The 24827-nt window shown below is 68.5% G+C and carries 21 protein-coding genes, 1 tRNA gene and 1 pseudogene; 15 read left to right on the top strand and 8 right to left on the bottom strand.

Going from position 1 to position 24827, the window contains the following annotated elements:
* Positions 1–57 precede the first annotated feature (57 nt).
* Entirely contained in the window at positions 58–1464 is a 1407-nt protein-coding gene (locus ADBZ6K_RS22995; protein WP_526351021.1) for an MFS transporter, read from the top strand.
* A 2-nt stretch (positions 1465–1466) separates the two neighbouring features.
* On the opposite strand, the gene ADBZ6K_RS22990 is transcribed toward ADBZ6K_RS22995, so the two are convergent.
* The gene (locus ADBZ6K_RS22990; RefSeq protein WP_526351019.1) at positions 1467–2219 is read right to left on the bottom strand and encodes a 5'-methylthioadenosine/adenosylhomocysteine nucleosidase; all 753 of its coding nucleotides are present in this window, start codon (positions 2217–2219) and stop codon (positions 1467–1469) included.
* A gap of 101 nt (positions 2220–2320) precedes the next feature.
* Here ADBZ6K_RS22990 and ADBZ6K_RS22985 point away from each other — a divergent pair, with 101 nt between their 5' ends.
* The 5 genes and pseudogenes from ADBZ6K_RS22985 to ADBZ6K_RS22965 all read left to right on the top strand — a co-directional run.
* Positions 2321–3091 carry a DUF899 domain-containing protein gene (locus ADBZ6K_RS22985; RefSeq protein WP_526351017.1) on the top strand — a complete coding sequence of 257 codons (771 nt, stop codon included), beginning with the start codon at positions 2321–2323 and terminating at the stop codon, positions 3089–3091.
* Positions 3092–3153: 62 nt separating this feature from the next.
* Positions 3154–3224: transfer RNA gene (locus tag ADBZ6K_RS22980), tRNA-Cys, on the top strand.
* Between the two features lie 122 nt (positions 3225–3346).
* Positions 3347–4543, top strand: coding sequence for a TIR domain-containing protein (locus tag ADBZ6K_RS22975; protein WP_526351015.1), 1197 nt, complete (start codon positions 3347–3349; stop codon positions 4541–4543).
* 278 nt (positions 4544–4821) lie between these two features.
* Positions 4822–5268 carry a universal stress protein gene (locus ADBZ6K_RS22970; protein ID WP_526351013.1) on the top strand — a complete coding sequence of 149 codons (447 nt, stop codon included), beginning with the start codon at positions 4822–4824 and terminating at the stop codon, positions 5266–5268.
* Between the two features lie 24 nt (positions 5269–5292).
* Positions 5293–5397, top strand: a pseudogene (locus ADBZ6K_RS22965) (hypothetical protein); the annotation flags it as partial.
* Between the two features lie 86 nt (positions 5398–5483).
* On the opposite strand, the gene ADBZ6K_RS22960 reads toward ADBZ6K_RS22965, so the two are convergent.
* Positions 5484–6161, bottom strand: coding sequence for an MBL fold metallo-hydrolase (locus ADBZ6K_RS22960; RefSeq protein WP_526351011.1), 678 nt, complete (start codon positions 6159–6161; stop codon positions 5484–5486).
* Between the two features lie 114 nt (positions 6162–6275).
* Between ADBZ6K_RS22960 and uvrA the strand changes: the two genes are divergently transcribed.
* The 3 genes from uvrA (at position 6276) to ADBZ6K_RS22945 (ending at position 14034) form a co-directional block, all read left to right on the top strand.
* Entirely contained in the window at positions 6276–9170 is a 2895-nt protein-coding gene (uvrA, locus tag ADBZ6K_RS22955) for an excinuclease ABC subunit UvrA (RefSeq protein ID WP_526351009.1), read from the top strand.
* A gap of 56 nt (positions 9171–9226) precedes the next feature.
* Complete coding sequence (locus tag ADBZ6K_RS22950; protein WP_526351007.1) at positions 9227–10882, top strand: ATP-binding cassette domain-containing protein; 1656 nt, start codon at positions 9227–9229, stop codon at positions 10880–10882.
* Positions 10883–11049: 167 nt separating this feature from the next.
* Positions 11050–14034 (top strand): Kelch repeat-containing protein, encoded by a 2985-nt coding sequence (locus ADBZ6K_RS22945; RefSeq protein ID WP_526351004.1) that lies wholly within the window; start codon positions 11050–11052, stop codon positions 14032–14034.
* 76 nt (positions 14035–14110) lie between these two features.
* On the opposite strand, the gene ADBZ6K_RS22940 is transcribed toward ADBZ6K_RS22945, so the two are convergent.
* Positions 14111–14725 (bottom strand): FHA domain-containing protein, encoded by a 615-nt coding sequence (locus tag ADBZ6K_RS22940; RefSeq protein WP_526351002.1) that lies wholly within the window; start codon positions 14723–14725, stop codon positions 14111–14113.
* 321 nt (positions 14726–15046) lie between these two features.
* Between ADBZ6K_RS22940 and ADBZ6K_RS22935 the strand changes: the two genes are divergently transcribed.
* Together ADBZ6K_RS22935 and ADBZ6K_RS22930 are read left to right on the top strand one after the other, a co-directional pair.
* Positions 15047–15301: a hypothetical protein gene (locus ADBZ6K_RS22935; RefSeq protein WP_526351000.1), complete on the top strand. Its 255-nt coding sequence runs from the start codon at positions 15047–15049 to the stop codon at positions 15299–15301.
* A complete protein-coding gene (locus ADBZ6K_RS22930; RefSeq protein ID WP_526350998.1) occupies positions 15298–15975 on the top strand; it encodes an RNA polymerase sigma factor in 678 nt (225 codons plus the stop codon). The genes ADBZ6K_RS22935 and ADBZ6K_RS22930 overlap by 4 nt, the downstream gene beginning before the upstream one ends.
* A 28-nt stretch (positions 15976–16003) precedes the next feature.
* On the opposite strand, the gene ADBZ6K_RS22925 is transcribed toward ADBZ6K_RS22930, so the two are convergent.
* Together ADBZ6K_RS22925 and ADBZ6K_RS22920 are read right to left on the bottom strand one after the other, a co-directional pair.
* Entirely contained in the window at positions 16004–17197 is a 1194-nt protein-coding gene (locus ADBZ6K_RS22925) for a DNA glycosylase AlkZ-like family protein (protein WP_526350996.1), read from the bottom strand.
* Positions 17198–17200: 3 nt separating this feature from the next.
* Positions 17201–17476 carry a hypothetical protein gene (locus tag ADBZ6K_RS22920; protein WP_526351064.1) on the bottom strand — a complete coding sequence of 92 codons (276 nt, stop codon included), beginning with the start codon at positions 17474–17476 and terminating at the stop codon, positions 17201–17203.
* Between the two features lie 264 nt (positions 17477–17740).
* Between ADBZ6K_RS22920 and ADBZ6K_RS22915 the strand changes: the two genes are divergently transcribed.
* Positions 17741–18097, top strand: a complete 357-nt coding sequence (locus tag ADBZ6K_RS22915) for a DUF1036 domain-containing protein (RefSeq protein ID WP_526350994.1) — start codon at positions 17741–17743, stop codon at positions 18095–18097.
* A 4-nt stretch (positions 18098–18101) separates the two neighbouring features.
* Here ADBZ6K_RS22915 and ADBZ6K_RS22910 read toward each other — a convergent pair whose 3' ends face one another.
* From ADBZ6K_RS22910 to ADBZ6K_RS22900, 3 genes are read right to left on the bottom strand one after another with little or no spacing between them, the layout of a single operon-like run.
* The gene (locus ADBZ6K_RS22910) at positions 18102–19505 is read right to left on the bottom strand and encodes an alpha/beta hydrolase (RefSeq protein ID WP_526350992.1); all 1404 of its coding nucleotides are present in this window, start codon (positions 19503–19505) and stop codon (positions 18102–18104) included.
* 57 nt (positions 19506–19562) lie between these two features.
* Positions 19563–22871 (bottom strand): bifunctional lysylphosphatidylglycerol synthetase/lysine--tRNA ligase LysX, encoded by a 3309-nt coding sequence (lysX, locus tag ADBZ6K_RS22905; RefSeq protein ID WP_526350990.1) that lies wholly within the window; start codon positions 22869–22871, stop codon positions 19563–19565.
* A 48-nt stretch (positions 22872–22919) separates the two neighbouring features.
* The gene (locus ADBZ6K_RS22900) at positions 22920–23279 is read right to left on the bottom strand and encodes a DUF1844 domain-containing protein (protein ID WP_526350988.1); all 360 of its coding nucleotides are present in this window, start codon (positions 23277–23279) and stop codon (positions 22920–22922) included.
* A gap of 269 nt (positions 23280–23548) precedes the next feature.
* Here ADBZ6K_RS22900 and infC point away from each other — a divergent pair, with 269 nt between their 5' ends.
* From infC to rplT, 3 genes are all read left to right on the top strand, one after another.
* Positions 23549–24145, top strand: a complete 597-nt coding sequence (infC, locus tag ADBZ6K_RS22895) for a translation initiation factor IF-3 (RefSeq protein ID WP_526351062.1) — start codon at positions 23549–23551, stop codon at positions 24143–24145.
* Positions 24146–24161: 16 nt separating this feature from the next.
* On the top strand, positions 24162–24356 hold the full coding sequence (gene rpmI / locus ADBZ6K_RS22890) for a 50S ribosomal protein L35 (RefSeq protein ID WP_526350986.1): 195 nt from the start codon (positions 24162–24164) through the stop codon (positions 24354–24356).
* Positions 24357–24417: 61 nt separating this feature from the next.
* On the top strand, positions 24418–24816 hold the full coding sequence (gene rplT, locus ADBZ6K_RS22885) for a 50S ribosomal protein L20 (RefSeq protein ID WP_526350984.1): 399 nt from the start codon (positions 24418–24420) through the stop codon (positions 24814–24816).
* The last annotated feature ends 11 nt before the right edge of the window (positions 24817–24827 follow it).

Here is a 24827-nt window from a genome sequence, read left to right as displayed (position 1 = left end):
TGAAGCACGCCTGGGCGGCTTGATCTCAATCGCGGTTGAGAATCTAGTGTTCCTGCCATGGCCGATGTCACCGCCACCCATACCGGGTCCTGGCGTGACCTGCTGGGCCCGCGCAACCTGGGCACGTCGACAGTGCTCGCCGGCGGTGTGCTGCTGTACGCGACGAACGAGTTCCTGACCATCAGTCTGTTGCCCAGCGCGGTGGCAGACATCGGCGGCCAGCGGTTCTACGCCTGGGTCACCACCGTCTACCTGGTGGGTTCGGTCATCGCGGCCACCACGGTCCCCTCCTTGTTGGCCCGGCTCGGCCCGCGCGCCGCCTATCTGGTGGGTCTCGGGTTGTTCGGCGTCGGCAGCCTCGGCTGCGCGATGGCGCCCGACATGGAGATCCTGCTGGTGGCGCGCACCGTCCAGGGCGTGGCCGGTGGATTGCTGGCCGGGCTGGGTTATGCCGTCATCAACGCGGCGCTGCCGAGCACGTTGTGGACCAAGGCGTCGGCGCTGGTGTCGGCGATGTGGGGGGTCGGCACCCTGATCGGGCCCGCGTCGGGTGGACTGTTCGCGCAGTTCGGGCTGTGGCGATGGGCATTCGGGGTGCTGGTCATCCTCACCGGCGCGATCGCCTTGCTGGTGCCGCTGTCGCTGCCGGCACGCGAGACCGCACGAAGCCATCCGACGACTGCGCTGCGCATTCCGGTGGTGTCGCTGCTGCTACTGGGGGCAGCGGCGCTGGTGGTCAGTGTCGCGGCCATTCCCCACGACGCCCGGGCAACGGCATCCCTGTTGGTCCTCGGCGTGGCGATCGTCGCGGTGTTCGTGGTGGTCGACCGGCGTGCCACGGTGGCGGTGCTGCCGCCGAGCACGTTCAGGCCCGGTCCGCTGAAGTGGATCTACCTGACCCTCGGTGTGCTGATGGCCGCCACCATGGTCGACATGTACGTGCCGCTGTTCGGGCAGCGGCTCGCGCACCTGGCGCCGGTAATCGCCGGCTTCTTCGGGGCCGTGCTGTCGGTCGGCTGGACGGCCGGCGAGATCGGCAGCGCCACACTGCGCAACTCCCGGGTGATCGTGCGGACGGTAGCGGTGGCGCCGTTGGTTGTGGCCGCCGGCCTGGCTCTGGGGGCGTTGACGATGCGTGACGACACCGCCCCGTGGCTGCTGGCGCTGTGGGCGCTGGCCCTGCTGATCACCGGCGCGGGCATCGGCACGGCGTGGCCGCACCTGTCGGCGTGGGCGATGAGCCGCGTCGACGATCCGGCGGAGGGTCCCGCCGCGGCCGCGGCGATCAGCACCGTGCAGTTGATCTGCGGTGCGTTCGGCGCCGGCCTCGCGGGTGTGGTGGTCAACCTCAGCGACTCCGGCGATGCCACCGCCGCACGCTGGCTGTTCGCCGTGTTCGCTGTGCTGGCCGCACTGGCCACCGTCGCGTCCGTGCGAGCCGGCCGGCATCACCCATCGACCTGACATCACAGCACGGGAAGCAACCTCCGCAGGATCATGGCCGAGGAGGCGGCGACCTCACCGGCGAACGCGTCGAAGTCGAAACGCGAATCGCGCCCGGCGAGGTCGGACAGCGCCCGGATCACCAGCCACGGAATAGCGAAGGATTCACAGACCTGGGCGAGCGCGCCGCCCTCCATCTCGATGGCACGCCCGGCGAACTCGCGGCGAAGCCGGCCGCGCGTGTTCTCGCAATGCAGGAACTGGTCGCCGGAGAGCACTGTTCCGTAGGTGACCAGCGGTGCGCGGCCCGGCCCGCCGGCGTCGGGAGACAGGGCGGGTAGCGCGATCCCGTCGAGCCGTTCGCTCACCCGCACAAGGAGATCCGTGGCCACGGCGTAGCCGAGTTGGTCGGTCGGGTTGATGAACGGTACGTGCCCGGCCTGGTAGGTCCGCAAGCGCTCGTCCTCGATCAGACCCGCGTCATGCTGGATGATCCGGTCGGCCACCACGACATCGCCGATGCTCAGCATGGGATCGAGGCCCCCGGCGACACCGGAGAAAACGATTGCGCGACAACCGAATCTGTCGGCGAGCAGGGTTGCGGCCAGAGCCGCGTTGACCTTGCCCATCCCCGCGCCCGCCAGCACGACGTCGTGGCCGTCCAGCGCGCCGGTCTCGAACTGCACACCGGCCACGTCATTTCGCCGGGCCGACCGCATGGCGTCGCGCAGATGCTCGATCTCCTGGGGGATGGCGCAGATCAGCCCGATCGTCACGACCGCAGTGTGGCACGCGGTGTGGGCGATGAGTTCGGACGCCCACCGGGGTCGGTATGGACGAGGACCGATTCCAGCACATCGCCGAGGAGTGATCTGACATGCCGTCAACGCCGTCCGCCTACCCCGATATCGTCAGCCGAGACCAGTGGCTGCTCGCCCGCAGGGAACTGCTAGCCCGCGAACGGGAGGCCACCCACCTGCGGGATGCGGTCAACGCCCAACGGCGCAGGCTGCCGATGGTGAAGGTGGACAAGGAGTACCTGTTCGACGGGCCCGACGGTGAGGTCGGGCTGATCGACCTGTTCGAGGGCCGCTCCCAGCTGTACATCCATCACTTCATGTGGATCGACGACATCGATGAGGGCTGTCCGAGCTGCACGGCCGCGGCGGATCTGACGTTCACCGAACAGGACCGGGCGCTGCTGCACGGCCGGGGAGTGACGTTCGCCGCCGTGTCCCGCGCCCCCTACGCCAGCATCGCCCGCTACCGCGACGAGCACGGCTGGACGTTCCCGTGGTACTCCTCGCGCGACGGCGACTTCACCTACGACTACCACGTCACGCTCGACCCGCGACGGGGCCCAATCACGTACAACTACAAGACGATCGACGAGCTGCGCGCCGAGGGGTCCGGCGACGACGACCTCCGCGGTGACTGGCCGGGCGCGAGTGTCTTCCTGCGCCGCGGAGACGAGGTCTTCCACACTTACTCGACCTACGCGCGCGGCCTGGACCACACGTCGGCGGGGTACCCGTTCCTGGATCTCACCCCGTACGGAAGGCAGGAAGGCTGGGAGGATTCGCCGGCGGGCTGGCCGCAGGACGGCGTCGCCGCGGGGGTGCCGCTCGACAGCGCAGCGGAGCGGTAACGAATCACGGCGATCCGAATGGTGGGCAGCCGCGGGCACTCCTGGCAGGCTCATGGGTGTTCGCGGGTGTGGCCGAGTGGCTAGGCACCGGCCTGCAAAGCCGTTAACGCGGGTTCGACTCCCGCCACTCGCTCGTGCGCCGTACCGCGCCCCGGAAAATGGGGTACCGGATTACGCGTGTGGCGTAGCTGGCTCCATCGCTAGTTTGCAGGTGTCAGCGGCGAGACGACTCGTCGCCACCAGCAAGGATTCGCCATGTCGGACAGACGAGCATTTCGCCAGCTCACTGACCCGCGGGACGATGCCTCTGCGAACTGTTGTGAGGCAGTGATGCGGGTCTTCATTTGTCACTCCAGTCGGGACGACATCGCTGTCCGGGCGTTGGCCGAGCATCTGCGGGCCGCACGAGCGGCGGTATGGCTGGACCAGTCAATTCTCGGTGGTGATGCCTGGTGGTCGGAAATACTCAGCCAAATCCGTTCGTGCACAGTCTTTCTTGTGGCACTGTCCACCAGTTCTCTGCAGTCCAAGCCGTGCCAAGCGGAGATGGGATACGCGAAGGCGCTTGGACTTCCGATGCTGCCCGTGCTGGTCGCGGACGTCTACAGCTACCGGATCGACCCGATATTCACGCTGCAGTCTGTCGACTACCGCAAACCCGATGTGGCCTCAGGCATGGCCCTGATCGCGGCCCTTCATGACCTGGCTGCAGACCGGGCCGAGCTGCCCCGGCCGTTGCCCGAGCCTCCACCGGTTCCCTACGCGTACCTGCAGCGGCACGGCATTGCCATCGACTCCTCCGAAGGGCTATCGCCTGCCGCGCAGGAAACCATCGTCGCCGAACTGCGCGGGGCGCTTCGCGGCGAGGACGACGAGAGCGTGCGCGAGGACATCCGGCGGTTGTTGCGCGACCTACGGCGGCGGCCCGACACCACGCAATCCACGGTCGCCGAGATCGACGATCTGGTCGGGGACCCAGACACCGCCGAACGTCCCCCGGAGCGCGCAGCCACATGCACTTCCGAACACAACGGATCATCCACATCCGTCCCACCGCGTCGGCGGGTACCCAAAGCCGCCCTCGTCGTGGCTGTGCTGGCGGGCGTGGTGTCGGCCGGCATCGTCGGCGTCGCCGTCTTCGGTCGGGACCCCGGCGCAGCCGCATCGATCCCCGGCACAGCCGCATCGATCCCCGGCACAGCCGCATCGATCCCCGGCGCGCCCGCCCCCGCTGCGGTCGCCATGGTCGCCACCGTCATCGCCGACGTCGACGTCTATGACCGGCCGGACGGTGTCGGGAACCCCTACGACGGAACCTACCTACACGTGGGCCAGCAGTTTGCCCTTGTGGAGCCCTGCCGTGACAACTGGTGTCGGCTCGTCATCCCCGACGCTCCCGGCGGTTGGGGCTGGGTGTACCAGGACGGCTTCCTGCGGATCGCGGTCAGTTGAACGCGAGACGGCATCTGGGCGCACGGATGATGTTGTGCCGGTGATGGTCTGGGTCACGTCACGGGTCGGAACGCGACGCGGTCCGGCCTGTCCCGTGAGCCATCGTGTCGATCACCGTGCGCCCATCCGCAGCGATTCCGGGACTACCATCGATGCCGGTAGAACGTGGTTCGTGGCCTGCTTGTCGGGTGTCGTGATTTGCACCCGTGCGTAGAGGTGACGGGTTACTGTCGCGGGTGGCGTCGCACGCCGAGCACATTGACACCGGGAGGATACGGATGGGTGCCTATCGCACAGTGGTGGTCGGCACGGACGGATCGGATTCGTCCCTGCGCGCGGTCGAGCGGGCCGGTGAGATTGCCGCCGGGGCCAACGCCAAGCTGGTCGTCGCCACCGCCTACTTCCCGCAGAGCGAAGACCACCACGCCGCCGACGTGCTGCGCGACGAGGGCTACAAGATGGCGGGCAACGCCCCGATCTACGCGATCCTGCGGGAGGCGCGCGACCGGGCCAAGGCCGCTGGAGCCACCGACGTCGAGGAGAAGGCCATCGTGGGCGCACCCGTCGACGCCCTTGTCGACCTCGCCAACGACGTCAAGGCCGACCTGGTGGTGGTCGGCAACGTCGGCCTGAGCACGATCGCCGGCCGGCTGCTGGGCTCGGTGCCCGCCAACGTCGCACGTCGCTCCAAGACCGACGTGCTGATAGTGCACACCACGCCGTAATCGCACGGCACTCTTGACGGCAGCGCGGACTTCGACCGGGTGGCGCCGACCGCCGTGGAGGAGATCGTGCGGTGGGCTTCGCCGCTGAAGTTCATGCGCCGCAACCTGACCGAGGACGTCGATATGCGCTCCTGCGTTCGGCGTTCGTGCACGGCATCAAGCGGCTGTCGGTGGCCTGGACACCACCGGACTGAACGGCAGCCGACTTAACCGCTCTACCAGCCGCGCTCGCGCCACTCCGCGAGGTTCGGACGTTCCGCGCCGAGGACGGTGTCGTCGCCGTGCCCGGGATACACCACCGTCGAATCCTCGAAGGCGTCGAACACGCGGCTGGTGACGTCGCCGATCAGCTCCTCGAACTCGGCGGGTTTCGTCGTGCGCCCGACGCCGCCGGGGAACAGACAATCACCCGTGAACAGCTGCGTCACGTCGCCGGTCGCCGGGGATGTTACGGCCAGCGCGATCGATCCCGGCGTGTGGCCGCGCAGGTGAATGACGTCGAAGGACAGCTCACCGATCGTGATCGTGTCGCCGTTGGCCAGCAGGCGGTCGGGTTTGACGGGCAGGGGACCCGCATCGAGCTGGTGCGCCGCCGTCGGGGCGCCGGTGGCCTTGGCGACCTCGGTGAGGGCCTGCCAGTGATCCTGGTGCTGATGGGTGGTGACGATCAGTGACAGCTTGGGTGCGTAGCGCTCGATCAGGTCGAGCAGGATTCCGGCCTCGTTCGCCGCGTCGATGAGGAGCGTCTCGCCCGTCTGGGAACAGGACACCAGGTAGGAATCGTTGTCCATCGGACCCACCGACGCCTTGACGATGGTCGCACCGGGAAGTGTGCGCACGGCTGCGGTGTGGGGCCTGACATGGCCCGTGTAGTTGTCGTCGACGACTGTCATAGTGGTCACGTTACTGCGCGCCCACGCGCCCGAAGGCTTGTCGGTGGGCGGACATAGCATGGACCGGTACTGGGTTTGAGCGTCCGGATACATGTCCGGAGGGAGAGGACACCGTTGGCTGATCGCCTCGTTGTCAAGGGTGCCCGTGAGCACAATCTGCGAAGCGTCGACCTCGATTTGCCGCGCGACGCGTTGATCGTGTTCACCGGGCTGTCGGGTTCGGGTAAGTCGTCGCTGGCGTTCGACACGATCTTCGCCGAGGGGCAGCGCCGCTACGTCGAGTCGCTGTCGGCGTACGCGCGCCAGTTCCTCGGGCAGATGGACAAACCCGACGTCGACTTCATCGAGGGGCTGTCCCCGGCGGTGTCGATCGACCAGAAGTCCACCAACCGCAATCCGCGGTCGACGGTGGGCACCATCACCGAGGTGTACGACTACCTGCGCCTGCTCTACGCGCGGGCCGGCACCCCGCACTGCCCGATCTGCGGTGAGCGCATCGCGCGCCAAACCCCTCAGCAGATCGTCGACCAGGTGCTGGCGATGCCAGAAGGCACCCGGTTCCAGGTGCTCGCGCCGGTGGTGCGCACCCGCAAGGGTGAGTTCGTCGACCTGTTCGACAAACTCAACTCGCAGGGGTACAGCCGGGTCCGCGTCGACGGGGTGGTGCACTCCCTCACCGATCCGCCCAAGCTCAAGAAGCAGGAGAAGCACGACATCGAGGTCGTGGTCGACCGGCTCACCGTCAAGGCCAGCGCCAAGCAGCGGCTGACGGATTCGGTGGAGACGGCGCTGAACCTCGCCGACGGGATCGTCGTCCTGGAATTCGTCGATCGTGAGGATGACCATCCCCATCGTGAACAGCGGTTCTCCGAAAAGCTGGCCTGCCCCAACGGCCATCCGCTGGCGGTCGACGACCTCGAGCCGCGGTCATTCTCGTTCAACTCGCCCTACGGCGCCTGCCCCGAATGCACCGGCCTTGGCATCCGCAAAGAGGTCGATCCCGACCTCGTCGTGCCCGATCCCGACCTGACGCTGGCGGAAGGTGCCGTGGCCCCATGGTCGATGGGGCAGACCGCCGAGTACTTCACCCGGATGATGGCCGGCCTGGGCGAATCGCTGGGGTTCAACGTCGACACACCGTGGAAGAAGCTGCCCGCCAAGGCGCGCAAGGCGATTCTCGAGGGCTGCGACGAGCAGGTCCACGTCCGGTACAAGAACCGGTACGGCCGCACCCGGTCGTATTACGCCGACTTCGAAGGCGTGATGGCGTTCCTGCAGCGCCGCATGGAGCAGACCGACTCCGAACAGATGAAGGAACGCTACGAGGGCTTCATGCGTGACGTGCCCTGCCCGGAGTGCAACGGCACCAGGCTCAAACCCGAGATCCTCGCCGTATCGCTGACGGCGGGCAGTCACGGCACCAAGTCGATCGCCGAGGTGGCCGAGCTGTCGATTGCCGACTGCGCCGAGTTCCTCAACGCGCTCACCCTCGGTACCCGTGAGCAGGCGATCGCGGGTCAGGTGCTCAAGGAGATCCAGTCGCGGCTCGGATTCCTGCTCGACGTCGGGCTGGAGTACCTGTCGCTGTCGCGGGCGGCCGCCACCCTGTCCGGCGGCGAGGCGCAACGCATCCGGCTGGCTACCCAGATCGGTTCGGGCCTGGTCGGCGTCCTGTACGTGCTCGACGAGCCGTCGATCGGGCTGCATCAGCGCGACAACCGCAGGCTGATCGAAACCCTGCTGCGGCTCAAGGATCTGGGCAACACCCTGATCGTGGTGGAACACGACCTGGACACCATCGCCCACGCCGACTGGGTGGTCGACATCGGTCCTGCGGCGGGCGAACACGGTGGCCGGATCGTGCACAGCGGTCCCTACGCTGAGCTGCTGCGCAATCCCGAGTCGCTGACCGGCGCGTACCTATCGGGCAGGGAGAGCATCGAGATCCCCGCCATCCGCAGGCCCGTCGACCGCAAACGGCAGCTGACGGTGGTCGGCGCCAGGGAACACAACCTGCGCGAGATCGACGTGTCCTTCCCGCTTGGCGTGCTCACCGCGGTCACCGGCGTCTCCGGATCCGGCAAGTCCACCCTGGTCAACGACATCCTGGCCGCCGTGCTGGCGAACAAGCTCAACGGTGCGCGCCTGGTGCCCGGCCGGCACACCCGGGTCAACGGGCTCGATCGCGTCGACAAGCTGGTGCGGGTGGACCAGTCGCCCATCGGACGGACCCCGCGGTCCAATCCGGCCACTTACACCGGCGTATTCGACAAGATTCGGTCGCTGTTCGCCGCCACCACCGAAGCGAAGGTTCGGGGCTATCAGCCGGGCCGGTTCTCGTTCAACGTCAAGGGCGGCCGCTGCGAAGCCTGTTCGGGCGACGGCACGATCAAAATCGAGATGAACTTCCTGCCCGACGTGTACGTCCCGTGCGAGGTGTGCCACGGCGCGCGCTACAACCGCGAGACGCTGGAGGTGCACTACAAGGGCAAGACGATCTCCGAGGTCCTCGACATGTCCATCGAGGAGGCCGCGGAGTTCTTCGAACCGATCAGCAGCATTCACCGCTATCTCAAGACGCTGGTCGACGTGGGCCTGGGCTATGTCCGGTTGGGGCAGCCCGCGCCAACCCTGTCCGGCGGGGAGGCGCAGCGGGTGAAGCTGGCGGCCGAACTGCAGAAGCGGTCCACCGGACGGACGGTCTACATCCTCGACGAACCCACCACCGGCCTGCACTTCGAGGACATCCGCAAGCTGCTCAAGGTAATCAACGGCCTTGTCGACAAAGGCAATACGGTGATCGTCATCGAACACAACCTGGACGTGATCAAGACGTCGGACTGGATCGTCGACATGGGGCCGGAGGGCGGCGCCGGGGGTGGCACGGTCGTCGCCGCGGGCACGCCCGAGGACGTTGCGGCGAACCCACAGAGCTACACCGGGCATTTCCTCGCCGAGGAGTTGGGGCTACCAAGGGCGACGCGGAAGGCCAGCAAGGTCAGCGCCTGATCGGTACCCCGAAAACCGATTGCACGACCGCGGCCTGATTCCCGACACTTGCCACCATGGGCCATGTCGAGGTGGGGCACGTCAGCCATACGCTCCCGGACGGTCGGCTGCTGCTCGACGACGTCTCCTTCCGCGTCGGCGACGGTGCGACGGCGGCGCTGGTCGGACCCAACGGCGCCGGTAAGACGACGCTGCTGCGCCTGATAGCCGGAGACCTGAACGCACAGCGGGGCACCGTTTCGCACAGCGGCGGGCTGGGGGTGATGCGGCAGTTCATCGGCGGCATCCGCGACACCACCGACATCTCCGAGCTGCTGCTATCGGTGGCCCAACCGCGGATCCGCGCCGCCGCGGAGGTCGTCGACGCCGCGGAGCTGGCGCTGATGGAATGCGACGACGAACCCACCCAGCTGCGCTACGCACACGCCTTGGCGACCTGGGGCGACGCCGGCGGTTACGAAGCCGAGATCCTTTGGGACGCTTGCGCAGTTGCCGCGCTAGGGGTGGCGTTCCAATCCTGCCGGTGGCGCCGGGTCGCCACCCTGTCGGGTGGCGAGCAGAAGCGGCTGGTGCTCGAGGCGCTGCTGCGCGGGCCCGACCAGGTGCTTCTTCTCGACGAGCCGGACAACTATCTCGACGTCCCCGCGAAGCGCTGGCTGGAGGCGCGGCTGCGCGAGACCGCCAAGACGGTGCTGCTGGTGTCCCACGACCGGGAGCTGCTCAACCAGTGCGCCGAACGCATCGTCACCGTGGAATCCCGCAAGGTGTGGGTCCACGGCGGGCGGTTCGAAAGCTACGCGCAGGCGCGCCGGGACCGCAGCAGCCGGCTGGACGAACTGCGCAGGCGCTGGGACGAGGAGCACGCGAAACTGAAGCAGCTGGTGGCCGAGCTGCGGCGCAAGGCGGCCTACAACGACGGGATGTCGTCGCGCTACCAGGCGGCGCTGACTCGGCTGCACAGGTTCGAGGAGGCAGGCCCGCCCGAATCGGCTCCGCGCGACCAGGACATCGCCATGCGGCTGCGCGGGGGCCGGACCGGTCGCAGGGCGGTGATCTGCGAGCGCCTCGAGCTCACCGGTCTGATGCGGCCGTTCGATGCCGAGATCTGGTTCGGTGAACGGGTCGCGGTGCTCGGCTCCAACGGTTCGGGGAAATCGCACTTTCTGCGGCTGCTGATGTCGGTGGCCGAGGAGGTCCCGCGCGGCGCGCTGGCGGCCGATCAGGTGGCACACACCGGAATCGGCCGGCTCGGCGCGCGCGTCGTCCCAGGACTCTTCGCGCAGACCCACGCCCGCCACGACCTTGCCGGGCGCACCCCGTGCGAGATCGTGATGACCGAGCACGCCCGGCTGCGCAACGACGCGATGGGTGCGCTGGCCCGCTACGAACTCGCCGTCTGTGCCGAGCAGCCGTTCGAGACGCTGTCCGGCGGTCAGCAGGCCCGGCTGCAGATCCTTCTGCTGGAGCTGGGCGGGGCGACGCTGCTGCTGCTCGACGAGCCGACCGACAACCTCGACCTGGCCAGCGCCGAAGCCCTGCAGGAGGCGCTGGGCAGCTACCAGGGCACCGTGGTGGCCGTCACCCACGACCGGTGGTTTGCCCGTTCCTTCGACCGCTTCCTGGTGTTCGGCGCCGATGGTTCGGTGTACGAGTCACCCGATCCGGTGTGGGATGAGGCAAGGGTGGAGCGGCCTGCGACCGGGATTCGCTAGCGGCCGGCACAGCCGACGCGCCGTCGACTATTCGGCCATTTCCTGCCGCCGCCATTTGCCTGGGGTGAGAATGTAACTGCCCAGGTACGCGGCGACGATTGAATGCGCAGCAGAACGGCGATCGCACACGGGTTTCGGTGGTCTTACGGGGAGGACGATAGGCGAGAATGGCCGGAGAACGCACGAGCGACGGTCCACCCGCGGCGCAGGGCAGGATCGCCGCCGAGTTGGCCGACGCCGGATTCGCGGACGCCGTCGAGGTCGGCAGGGGCGGTGCGGGTGTGGTCTACCGCTGCTACCAGACGTCGCTGCGGCGAAGCGTCGCCATCAAGGTGCTCGCATCCGACCTCAACAAGGACAACCAAGAACGCTTCCTGCGTGAGGGTTACGCGATGGGCGGGCTGTCCGGCCACCCGAACATCATGAACATCCTCCAGGTCGGCGTGACCGAGAGCCGCAGGCCCTTCATCGTGATGCCCTACTACGCGGCGGGTTCACTCGCGGAGCGGCTGCGCCGGTCCGGGCGCATCGCCTGGCCCGACGCATTGCGCATCGGCGTGAAGCTGTCAGGGGCGTTGGAGACCGCGCACCGAGCGCGGACCCTGCACCGCGACATCAAGCCGGGCAACGTGCTCATCAACGAATACGGCGAGCCCCAGCTGAGCGACTTCGGGATCGCGCGCATCGCAGGCGGATACGAGACGGCCACCGGATTCTTCACCGGCACGTTGGCGTTCACCGCGCCCGAGGTGCTTGCCGGTTCGCCACCCACCGTCACCTCCGACGTGTATTCCCTGGGCGCCACCATCTACGCGCTGATCGCGGGGACGGCTGCGCACGAACGCAAGAGCGATGAAGAGGTGGTCGCGCATTACCTGCGGATCAGCTCGACGCCGGTGCCGGACCTGCGGCTGCAGGGGATCCCCTCCGATGTGTGCGCGGCGATCGAGAAGGCCATGTCGCTGGACCCGGCCGAACGCCACGGGTCGGCCTCGGAGTTCGGCCACGAGCTGCAGTCGGTGCAGCACCACTACGGATTGATCCCGGATTCGATGGCGCTCAGCGAGGTCAACGGCAGCCCGCCGGGAACCGACAGCACCGCGGCGATGCCGGTGGGCGCCTTCGGATTCACCGATGTGCATGGCGCCGATTCGGGTCCGCCGAGCGAACCACCGCACCCGCCCGCGCCGCCGCCCACCCCGCCGAGCACCCCGGAGCCATATCGCGTACCCGATGAGCCGACGCGCAACATCGGGGTGCAGCGCAGTCGGCGAAAGTCCCCGCTGCTGCTGGCCCTGGCCGCCATCCTGGCGGCGGTGCTCGTCGTCGTCGGCGGTGTCTACTTCATCTCCAACCGCGAGAGCGGCGACAGCACAGGCAGCTCCGCCGTCGCGGGCAGGCCGACCGTGGAGAACCAGTCCGGCTGGCGGCCGATCACCAATGCGCGCGTCGCCCGGGCCGCAGCGGCGACCACCGAGGCCGACGGCACCATCTGGATCTTCGGCGGCATCGGCGCGGACAACCGTCTCACCGGACGCCACGAGGGCTACGACCCGATCATCGACAGCTGGAAGGGCAGCGACGACCTGCCCGTCCCCGTGCAGCACGCGATGGCGGTGACCTGGCAGGGCACCCCGGTGGTGCTCGGCGGCTGGCGGGCCGAGGGCACCGACACCACCGTCGCGACCGACCGGGTGTGGCGGGTGGTCAACAGCCGCTGGGTCGAGCTACCACCCCTGCTGCAGCCCCGTGCCGCGGCCGCGGCGGCGGTGGTCGGGGACCGCATCATCGTCACGGGCGGCGTCGGCGCCAACGGCAGGCTGCTGGCCACTACCGAGATCTTCGACGGCACGTCATGGACGTTGGGTGCCGAGTTGCCAACGCCGAGGCAGTTGCTCAGCGCCGCAGCCGACGACTCCGTCATGTACACCGCCGGCGGATCCGACGGCTCGGCCGACCTGACGGCGGTGGAGGCCTACAACCCCGCCACGAACGCCTGGACCAGCCTGGCCGAACTTCCCGAGCCGCGCAGCGATCTGGGTGTTGCCGTCGCGGGAGGCAGGCTCGTCACGGTCGGCGGCAGATCCGGCGGGGAAGTCCTCGACAGCGTCGCCGCGCTGGATCTCACCACACTGACGTGGGCGGCGCTGCCGGACATGGGCACCGCGCGGCATGGCATGGCGGTCGCCGCGATCGGCAACAAGGTGTACGCGATCGGCGGGTCGTCTGGTCCGGGAGACACCCAGGTGACCTCCTCGGCCGAGGCGCTCACGCTGGCCGCCCGCAAGACGCAGCCCGACCAGTGGCGCACTCTGCCGGACGCCCCGACCGCCAGGCTGATGATGGCGTCGACAGTGCTCGACGGCAAGATCTGGATCATCGGCGGCATCCGGCACGGCGCGGCGCTCGACACCGTGGAGTCCTACGATCCACAGACCGGCCAGTGGCAGACGCAGCAGGCGCTGCCGATTCCGCTGCACCACGCAACCGCCGCCACCTACCGCGGACAGGTCGTCGTCATCGGGGGAGCCAGCGACGACATCGCGCAAGCGTCGAACAGGGTGTTCGTCATGACCGGAGGCAGCTGGACGGAGTTGCCCAGCCTCCAGCACGCGCGCGCCGGGGCGGCGGCCGCGGTAGCCGACGACAAGCTCGTGGTGGTCGGCGGGCAGAACGAGAAGCAGATCGTCCCCCAGACCGAGGTGTTCGATGGGCAGTCCTGGACGCAGGCCGCCGATCTGCCGACGCCGCGCGAACACCTCGCCGCGGTCTCCGACGGGGTGTATGTGTACACGGTCGGCGGCAGGTTCCTGGCCGCCGACAAGAACTCCGCCGCGTTCGAGCGCTTCGACCCGGCCTCGGGGGAGTGGGTCAGGCTGGTGGACATGCCGACGCCGCGTGGAAGCTACGGCGCGGCCTACATCGACGGCAGGATCGTGGTCGTCGGCGGAGAGGAGCCCACCCGGGTGCTCGACACCGTGGAGATGTACGACATCGCCGACGAGAAGTGGATCACCGTCCGGCCCTTGCCCACCGCGCGGCACGCGCAGGTGGTGGCCGCCGTCGGCCAGACCGTGTACTGCATCGGTGGCGCGAACAGGCCCGCTCACGAAGGCGCCGTCGCGACGATCGAAGCGCTGGACTTTGTCTGATTGCGGTCTGCGACCGCGTGTCTGATTGCGGTCTGCGACCGCGTGTCTGATTGCGGTCTGCGGTGTGTAATCCGGCCTAGCCGCCGTCGCGAAGCATGGCCAGGGTGACCGCGCCGCGCCGCAGCGCCTCGTTGGCCAGCCGAACGCGGCGTTCCCCGTCGGCGGCGATCGCGAACTTGTCGTACAGGTTCTGCAGATGCTGTTTGACCGCCGCCTCGGTGACCACCAGCTCGACGGCCAGCCTGCGCACCGAGGCCGGCTCGGGAAAGGGATCACCGGACACCAGGGGACGGCACAATGCGACCAGGACGTCCAGCTCGCGCGGAGTCAGCCGCGGCGGGATCGGTACGGGCTCCGCCGACACCGTGGCGTCGGCGATCGAGGTGTCCCCGGCCCGACGTTCCTCCCAGAACACCAACCGCGAATTGCCGACCCGGATCTCGTCACCGGCATGCAGGACGCGTTCGTGGGCGATCTTCTCGCCGTTGACGAACGTTCCGTTGCGGCTGCCGACGTCGCGGAGCGACCACGCGAAGCCGAGGTTCTCCAGTACCGCGTGAAGGCGTGAGACGGTCGAGTCGTGCTGGAGCGCCACGGTATTGGTCGAGGACTTGCCGATCGTCACCCGTGGCACGTCGAGCGAGATCAGCTCCCGTCCTGACGGTTTCCAGATCTCCAGGTGCGAAGGCATGCCGAAATCCTATTCAGTGCGGCGATCGACGCCGCCACCGCAGTGAAAACCGTCCCTCTCGGCGGGCTCCGCGGCCCATACCCCGGTAACCCCGGTCCACCTGGATCAGCCCTGCCGAAAGGATCCGATGAACACCAACCGCACCACATTGGCGCTGCGCAGACACAGCATCCGCACCCTGACCGCCACAGAGCTGCGGTCCGCATTCGGTGGCCCACACCGAGATCGACGTTAGCGCGGAGAAGTTCGAGTGGCGGCCGCGCCAGCGTCGATCTCGGCGATAGCCGGGGCCGGCGACCGGCCCCGAGACATCCAAAAACCATGACCGACGACGGCGACGTCCGCTACGAGTCGGTGGTCCGCCGTCCGCGCCGACGGGCGCCCTCCCGGGGTGAGCAGGTCCAATTCCGTGATTCCTCCGGCGCGACGCACGACGCCGTCGTCGTCGAGGTGACCGCGACCGAGGTCCTGGCCGAGCTGAACCGGTCGGGCCCGGCCGCGGCGGCGCCGGGCCAGCTCGCGGTCCCGGCGGGACGCGAACCGCTCATCAACATGCTGCTGCCGAGGTTCTGGTGACGCGGCGCGGGCGCGCGAGCCCGTTCAACGCGCAAGCCGAGATGGCCGACTGCGGCGCCGCCGCGCTGGCGATGGCGCTGCGCGCCCGTGAGGTCGCCACCGAACTCGACGACCTGCGCGAGCTGCCCAAGCTGCGCGACCCCGACAAACTGCGGCCGTGGCTCTACGCGATCGTGCGCCGCGCCGCGTTGCGAGAGTTGCACGTACAGCGCCGTGAACCCGCCTTCGAGGAGGTGCCCGACACCGTGGCGACCGGCCCCGGGCCCGTCACGGTCACCGCTCAGAACGAGCTCGCGCAGCTGATCTCCCACGTGTCGGCCCTGTCCGACCGCGACCGCCGCGTGCTGGAACTCGCCTACCGGCAGGGGCTCAGCGGCCCCGACCTCGCCAACGCCGTCGGCGTGAGCCACGAGTCGGCCAAAAAGCTGCTACAGCGGCTGCGCGACACGGTCGAACGCTCGCTGGGCGCCCCGCTGGTGGCGCGGCACGGGGCGCAGCACGGCTGCCCGCAACTGGCGCAGACACTGGCCCCATCCGACGGGGCGTTCACCATCCTGATGCGCAAACGCATTGCGCGCCACGTCGAGTCGTGCGCCGCCTGCGGTGCGTACCGCAGCAGCGTCGTCAACTCCGTCGCCGTCCTCAGCGGCGTCGTCCTCGACAGGCGCTCATAACCGAGACGGGCTCATAACCGCGACAGCCTCATGACCGAGACAGGGGCGACGGGAAGCGCGGACTGATCCGCACCCCGCCCAGCCAGTCGGTGAGCTCGGCGGCACACACGGTGAGCGCACGCAGGTCGTCGCGGCGGAGGTCTTCGGCGGGTCGCAGCACCACCCGTCCGTCGGCGTCCTGACTCCAGCTCCCGACGACACGGCCATTGCACCACGCGGTCGGCCCGGCGTTGCCGTTGGTGTCGAACACCTGGCCACGGTGCGCGCCGAGGTACCACGCCCGGTCCGACCAGCCCATCGGTGTGACATCCAGGCCGGGCAGCAGCGCCGCCCACGGCTCGACGTCGGGTTCCGGATCGAGATCGTCGGGCAGCACATAGCCCGTCCCGCCACCCTTTCCGTCACCCGTTGCGTCTTCGAAGTCCACCTCCAGCGCCCCGACGTCGCGCAGCGCGGTGCGCGCCCAGGTCACCGTCTGGCCGAACCACCATCGGACGTCGGCCAGGGTCGCCGGACCGAATGTGTAGAGCCAGCGCCGCACCAGCGCCGCGGACGAGCGATGGGCGGCGGGTGCGGGGGTGGGGTGCGGTGCGCCCAGCCAGTGCAGCCGGTCCGACCACAGCGGCCGGCTCGCTGTCCAGCCGCCGTCGTTGGGGCCGCGCACGATGTCGCCGCGGACCGCCAGCACCGTCAAAACCCTTGGCGCAAGCGGTGTCTCACCGCCCCAGCGGCGACCGGGCGCGGGGTCGTAGCGACCGGCCAACTCGGGTAGTGCGGTGCGCAGCTCGCTCGCGCTGGCCGGGCCGTTTCGGCGCAGATGCGCCAGCACCGCCGCGCAGGCGGCGTCGAGCCAGGTGGCGCCGTCGGGGGCCAGACCCGCCTTCTGCACGTCGGCGATCAACCGCCTGCGCTCGTTGGCGGCCACCCGATCGCTGGCGGCGGACTGGATCGCCGTCAGGTCGCTGCCGCACACCACCCACAGGGTGCGGCGCATCGCCAGATGCTTGACCATCGTCCGGTGTTCGTACAGTTGGGTGTCGAGGTCGGCGATCGTGAAGCCGGGCACCCGCGCCCACAACGTCAGATATGGCGTGGCGGGGTCGGTGGCGTGCAAGCCGACCAACTGCGAGGTCACCTGGGCGAGGGAGGCCGCCGCTTCCCCGGCGAGGAAGTGCCGCCGGGCCAGCCGGGCACGCCGCTCGGCGGTGCTGAACGTCCGCACCGGTCAGGCGTTCCCGCCGTGGTCCTTCCGCATGGATGCCCGGATCTGGGCGAGGCGTTCGGCCGCCGCCCGCTGCCGTTCCTCGTACTGTTCCGCTGCGGCTCGGCCCTCCGGTGTCTCACCGGCCAGCTCCGATGACCCGATCGCCGTCCCGAACCGCGTTTCGATCTTCTCCCGCACCGACTCGAACGTCGGGACTCCGCCCGGGGTGTAGCCGGTGTCGACCGGCTCCGCAGGCGGAACAGCCGGAGCCTGTTCGGGAGTGCGTTCATCGGCCATGACGTCACGGTACTCGCGGACGACGGGGTCCATCCGGAGGTACTGTCCGGGGATGGATGAGACCGAACCGGCGGGTGGGGACGATCTGGTCGTGGCACCGGGGTCGAGGGACGATCGCGAACTGGCTTATCCATCGGGAGAGGGCCACAGCTCCGCGCCGTCCGGCCATCAGCCGGCAGACATCGCGGAAGACGAAGGCCCACAAGGGCGAGCGACCGCAGGCACCGCCGTGCGCCGGGTCCCGTCGGACGGGGGAGAAGGCTGATGATGCGCTTCTGTAATTCACATCAGAGCGGGATCTGGGCGGCCATCTCGTTCTACAGCCCGCGACACTGCGGCGGGGAAGGCGGCAACTGGCGGAACATGGGCTGGTATCGCGTCGAGCCCAACGCGTGCAGGGTCGTGCACAACGCCGATGTCTGCGATGTCAACAGATACTGGTACTACTACGGCGAATCCGACGACGGCAGGACGTGGAGCGGCGATTACCGGACCTTCGTGAAGCGGCCGGACGCTTTCGACATCTGCGACGGCATCGGGTCCAGCGAATACTTCAGGGTCGGATTCCGCCAACTCGACGTCGGCGACGCCGACAACTACACGTTCACCTTCCTCCCGTAGCGCCCTACCTCGCCGCGGCCTGCACATACGGCGCGGCCGTCGGTGGGCCGGGCAGCGGGGCGGGGTCCACGTCCGGCGTCTCGAGTTGACCCGCCAGCCACGGCAGCGCGGCAGCGAATGCGGTCGACGCGAACGGCCAGTCATGGTTGCCGGGCTGCGTCACCACCGAGCAGCTGATCCCATTGGCCGAGCCGAGAGCGCACAGCGAGTCGGCGGCCGTCATCTGATCGCTGGGTTTGGTCGCGGCGGCGTTGGCGGAGCTGCCCGCGCCGACCGGGCCGGCAGACGCGCCGTTGACGTCGAACCATCCCGCGGTGTCGGCGTAGGGGCCGTGCTGCTTCATGACCGTCGAGGGGTCGAACGTCGCCCATTGGGCGGAGTTGCCGCCGAACAATCGCGCGATCGTCTGTTGCTTGTCGCCCGAGTTCGGCGTGAGGTCTCCGGCGATGTCCTCGAAGGCGCTGAACATATCCGGGTGCATGACGGTCAGGTCGACCGCGCAGGTGCCGCCCATCGACCAGCCCACCACACCCCAGTTCGTGCGGTCGGTGCTGACTCCGAAGTTCTGCTCCATGAACGGGACCACGTCGCGGGTCAGGTGATCGGCCGCGTTGCCGCGTGAGCCGTTGACGCACTCGGTGTCGTTGTTGAACGTCCCGCCGGGGTCGACGAACACGACCACCGGTGCGTAGCCGTGGTGCGCGGCGGCGAAGTCGTCGAGGGTTTTCACCGCTGCGCCCGTGCGCACCCAGTCGGCGGGCGTGTTGAACTCCCCGCCGATCATCATGATCGTCGGCAGGTGAGTGGGCGGGTTCGTGGCGTACCACGCCGGCGGCAGGTAGACGAGTTCGCCGCGATGCCGGAAGCCGGACGCGGAGTCGCCGATGGTCACCGGAACCACGCTGCCCGTGGCGGGCATCTTGTGCTGTTTGAGCATGGCGGTCACGGCGGCCTGGTCGGTCTGGTCGGGCAGCGGCCCCGCTGTCAGCTGGTTCCACATGGTGCCCGCGGTGGGGAAGTAGCCGACCCACATGTTCAGCGCCAGCGCAGTGCAGAGCACCGACAGGGGCAGCGCCAGCAGCGATACGCCGCGGCGCCACCACGCCGCGCTCGGCCAGCCCGCGATCAGGATCGCGGCCGCCACCCCGGACAGCGCGATCCAGATCCACAGCGACTGCGGCGCCGGATTGTCCGCCAGCCCCTGGGTGACGATGTACCAGTAGGTGGCGACGGCGAGCACGGCCCCGACGATCACCGCGATCGGCAGCCACAGCAGCCGCCAGCGCCGCGTTCGCCAGCCGACGGCCGTGATCAGCGTCAATGCGGCGACGACCTGAGCAGTCACCGGGATCCACCCGTGCATCAGCGAAAGGTGGCGGAAGGGTTCGGCCCACGTCACGGAAATCATGGTGGACGGCATTCCTTACGACCGGCTGTGCGCCCGCTGTCAACGCGCGGGGGGAAACTACCGGGGTTTGGCCAGCGGGAAAGGCAGCGTTTCGCGGATGCTGCGGCCGGTGATCAGCATGACCACGCGGTCCACGCCCATCCCGAGCCCGCCGGTCGGCGGCATCGCGTACTCCATGGCTTGCAGGAAGTCCTCGTCGAGCTCCATCGCCTCCGGGTCACCACCCGCGGCCAGCAGGGACTGCTCCTCGAGCCTGCGCCGCTGTTCGACCGGGTCGGTCAGCTCGCTGTAGGCGGTGCCCAGCTCGACGCCCCACGCCACCAGATCCCACCGCTCCGCGACACCGGGGATGCTGCGGTGCGGGCGGGTCAGCGGAGACACGGACGTCGGGAAGTCCTTGTAGAACGTCGGCGCCTCGGTGCGGTCCTCGACCAGGTGCTCGTACATCTCGAGCACCACCGCCCCGGCGTCCCAATGGGCCAGGTGGGGAATGCCGGCTGCGTCGGCCAGCGCGCGCAGGCGGGGCAGTTCGGTCTTGGCGTCGATGTGTTCACCGAGGGCCTCCGACACCGCCTCGTGCACGGTTCTGACGGCCCACTGCCCGGAGATGTCGACCGGTTGCAGTGTCCCGTCGGCGTCGGGCCGCCAGAACACGTGCTCTCCGTTGGCCGCCAGCGCCGCGTTCTGGATCAACTCGCGGCAACCGTCGATCCACACGTTGTAGTCCGCATGCGCCTGATAGGCCTCCAGCAGGGTGAACTCCGGGTTGTGCGAGAAGTCCACACCCTCGTTGCGGAATGCGCGGCCTAGTTCGAAGACCCGCTCCACCCCGCCGACGCACAGCCGTTTGAGGTAGAGCTCGGGTGCGATGCGCAGGTACAGGTCGAGGTCGTAGGCGTTGATGTGGGTGACGAACGGGCGGGCGTTGGCGCCGCCGTGGATCTGTTGCAGGATCGGGGTTTCAACTTCGAGAAAGCCTTTGGCGTAAAGGGTTTCGCGAATGGCGTGCAGTGCCGCGCTGCGAGCGCGGATCAGCTTGCGGGCGTCGGTGTTGACGGCCAGGTCAACGTAGCGTGCCCGTACCCGCGCCTCCTGGTCGGTCAGTCCCTTCCATTTGTCGGGCAACGGGCGCAGGCATTTTCCGGTCAGCCGCCACGTCTGCACCAGAAGCGAGTGCTCACCTTTGCGGCTGTATCCCATGGTGCCGGTCACCGAGATCAGGTCACCGAGATCGATGGCGGCCGTGTAGTCCGCGGTTGTCCCGGCGGCCAGTGTCGAATTGTCCAGCAGCACTTGGACTTCCCCGGACCAGTCGCGCAGCTGGGCGAACAGAACGCCGCCGTAGTCGCGGATCCGCAGCACCCGGCCGGCCACCGAGACCGCGGTGCCATCCGGTGCGTCCAGCGCCTCGGCGACGGTATGGCTGGGCTGCTCACCGACCGGGTAGGCGTCGACTCCACTGTCCTGCAATGCCTTGAGTTTGGCCATCCGCACCCGCACCTGCTCGGGCAGGTGGGCCAGGTCCTCGTCGTTCCTGTCGTCCTCGTCTGTCAGGCCGCTGATCTCGGGTGCCGAACCGTCGGCGTGTAACTGGACGCTGTAGGCGAGGTCGTTCGGGACGGCAGTGTGGTGGCCGGTGTGCGGCTGCTCGTGACGTTTCGAGAACGGAAGCACCAGAAAGCCTTCGGCGATGACGGAGGCGACACCCACCCGGGGGACCAATCGGGCGTCCTCGTAGCAGGCGTACCGCGGCACCCACTCCGGTTTGTATTTCATATTCGACCGGTACAGGGTCTCCAGTTGCCACCAGCGGGAGAAGAACACCAACAGTGCCCGCCAGAGCCGGGCCACCGGACCCGCCCCCAGCTGTGCGCCCTGTTCGAATGCCGAACGGAACATCGCGAAGTTGAGGGAGATCCGACTTACCCCGAAGTTCTCCGATTGCAGGCACAGTTCGCTGACCATCAGTTCGATGGTGCCGTTGGGGGACTTCGGAGAGCGCCGCATCAGGTCGAGTGAGACACCGTTGGCGCCCCACGGCACCAGCGAGAGCATCGCCACCGTGTGATCGCCCTGCAGGGCCTCGATCAGCATGCAATCGCCGTCGGCCGGATCACCCAGCCTGCCCAGCGCCATCGAGAATCCGCGTTCGTCCTCGGTGTCGCGCCAGGCGTCGGCCTGTTCGATCACCCGGGCCATCTCCTCACCCTTGAGTTGGCGGTGGCGCCGGATCCGCACGGTCAGGCCGGCTCGGCGCGCGCGGGTCACCGCCTGGCGCACCGCCCTCATGTCGGGGCCGGTCAGCCGGAACGAATCGGGGTGCAGGATGGCCTCGTCCCCGAGTTGCAGTGCGTTGAGTCCGGCGTCACGGAACGCCTGCGCCGCGGTGGAACTGGCCCCCATGGCACCCGGGGCCCAGCCATAGGTCTGGCACAGCTGCAGCCACGCCTCGATGGCCTGCGGCCAGGCCTTCGGATCGCCGACAGGGTCGCCGCTGGCCAGGCACACGCCGACTTCCACCCGGTAGGTGATGGCCGCGCGGCCGGTCGGGGCGAACACCACGGACTTGTCCCGGCGGGTGGCGAAGTAGCCAAGGGAGTCGTTCTTGCCGTAGATCTCGAGCAGACCCCGGATCGCCGATTCGTCCTCGCCGGTGAGAGCGTTCTCCGCACGCTGGGATTGGAACAGCACGATGGCTGCGGCCATCAGCGCCAGCGCGCCGAACAGGCCGAGCAGCGCGTTGACCAAGACGTGCGGATGGCCCGAGAAGATGTCGGAGTCGGCGCCTGCGAAGGCGCTGACTCGGTTGAGGGCGTAGAGGAACCGGTCCTCGCGGGCCAGGCTCCCCGGGAACAGTTCGAGCAGCCCCCAACCGACAAGCGTGCCGACGACCATCCCCGCCACGAGCGTTGCGGCGGCCTTGACCAGCGCCCCGCGGCGCACCTTGGCCCAGAACTCCTTGCGGGCCAGGATCAGGAAGGCCACCGCGGCACAGTGGAAGACGATGCCGATGACCTCGCCGATGTCCTCCATCACCGTGTCGCCGCCGACGACCAGATCCACGACGTTCCAGCCGATCGCCGCGACCATGTAGACAACCAGGATCCACCAGGCGATGCGTTTGCGCGCGGCCAGCGCCGCGGCCAGCAGCACCAGGACGAAGGCCCACGCGAAGCTGGTGTCGGGGAAGTTGAAGATGTAGTCGTTGACGAACTCGCGCGGCACCCTGATCAGCCACCGGACCCCCGGCGAGATGCTGGCGATCAGCGACAGGGTGGCGATGACGCCGACGGTCCACCCGGCCGCCGCGGGCACCCAGGCATACCTGGAGGTGCGCCGGTCAGTCGCGGTGCGAGCAAGGGTCACAGGCACGGAGGATATTCGCTCGGCGGCGGTAGTGGGGGGACGGACGGGCTACCAGACTGGACCCGTGTACTTCTCCCCGGGGCCGTGGCCGGGCTCGTCCGGGTGGGCGCTGGCGTCGCGGAATGCCAGCTGCAGCGACTTGAGTCCGTCGCGCACCGGCCCGGCGTGCGGACCTAGATACTCCGCCGACGCGGTCACCAGGCCGGCCAGCGCGGTGATGAGCCTGCGCGCCTCGTCGAGGTCGCGGTGGGGGCTGTCGTCGGGGTCGGGTGCCGAGAGGCCCAGTTTTTCGGCGGTCGCGCTCATCAACATCACCGCCGCGCGGGTGATCACCTCCACGGCGGGAATTTCGGCGAGCTCGCGGACGCTGGAACTGTCAGTCCGGGGGATGCCGGGATCATCGGTCATGGCTGCTAGACTTGCACGCGCGACCGTCCCGGCGAACGCCAGGGACAGCAAGTGGAGTCCCCTCCCACCGTTGGCCACGGAAACCTCCGAAGGCTCAGCGGTCCGGTCACCGGCATCAAGCATGCCGGTTTCGCGTTTCGGCGCGGGCGGTGAAAGCCGTGATCGGTCGGCATCGGGCCCTGCTCTTGAGCGGGGCCTTTCTGTTCTGACGAACAGAGGGCTGATGGCGTGGGCTCCCAGGACAACAGTGCCCAACTGTAGGAGGCCCCATCAGCACTGAGACCCGCGTCAACGAGCGCATTCGCGTACCGGAAGTACGCCTGATCGGACCAGGCGGCGAGCAGGTCGGAATCGTGCGCATCGAAGACGCTCTCCGCGTCGCCGCGGACGCCGATCTCGACCTTGTCGAAGTAGCCCCGGATGCCAAACCGCCGGTGTGCAAGATCATGGACTACGGCAAGTTCAAGTACGAGACGGCCCAGAAAGCGCGCGAGTCTCGCAAGAACCAGCAGCAGACCGTCGTCAAGGAACAGAAGCTGCGTCCCAAGATCGACCCGCATGATTACGAGACCAAGAAGGGTCACGTCATCCGCTTCTTGGAGGCGGGGTCAAAGGTCAAGGTGACCATCATGTTCCGCGGGCGGGAGCAGTCCCGGCCCGAACTGGGCTTCCGGCTCCTCCAACGGCTGGGTGCCGATGTCGCCGACTACGGCTTCATCGAGACGTCCGCCAAGCAGGACGGCCGCAACATGACGATGGTGCTGGCACCGCACCGCGGCGCGAAGACTCGTGCCAAGGCGGCGCAGCAGGCCGAGCGCCCCGCGCAGTCGGCCCCGCCAGCAGAACCCGACGTATCGCAGAACTGACTAGAACTGAGGACACATGCCCAAGGCCAAGACCCACAGCGGCGCCGCAAAGCGGTTCCGGCGCACCGGAACCGGAAAGATCGTGCGCCAGAAGGCCAACCGCCGCCACATGTTCGAGCACAAGCCGACCACGCGGACCCGCCGGCTTGACGGCCGCACCGTGGTGTCGTCCAACGACACCGCGCGCGTCACCAAGATGCTGAACGGCTGAGCCCGCCTTCGTTTGGCTGGCACACACGACCTTTTTGCCCGTACGAGAATAGGAACCACCCATGGCACGCGTTAAGCGCGCAGTCAACGCCCAGAAGAAGCGCCGTACAGTCCTGAAGGCTTCCAAGGGCTATCGCGGCCAGCGGTCGCGTCTGTACCGCAAGGCCAAGGAGCAGCAGCTCCATTCGCTCACCTACGCCTACCGGGACCGTCGTGCCCGCAAGGGAGATTTCCGCAAGCTGTGGATCTCGCGGATCAACGCCGCCGCCCGGGCCAACGACATCACCTACAACCGCCTCATCCAGGGCCTGAAGGCCGCCGGGGTCGAGGTGGACCGCAAGAACCTCGCCGAGATCGCAGTCAGCGATCCGGCGGCGTTCACCGCGCTGGTCGAGGTGGCCAAGGCCGCACTGCCCGCCGACGTGAATGCACCGTCGGCTGGCGCAGGCGAGGCCGCCTGACGGAGGGCAGG

Origin of the sequence: Mycobacterium sp. (genome assembly GCF_044223235.1) — a bacterium.
Taxonomy (GTDB): domain Bacteria; phylum Actinomycetota; class Actinomycetes; order Mycobacteriales; family Mycobacteriaceae; genus Mycobacterium.
Note: the sequence above shows the minus strand (reverse complement) of the source record. Positions and strands in the feature narration are given on the sequence as shown.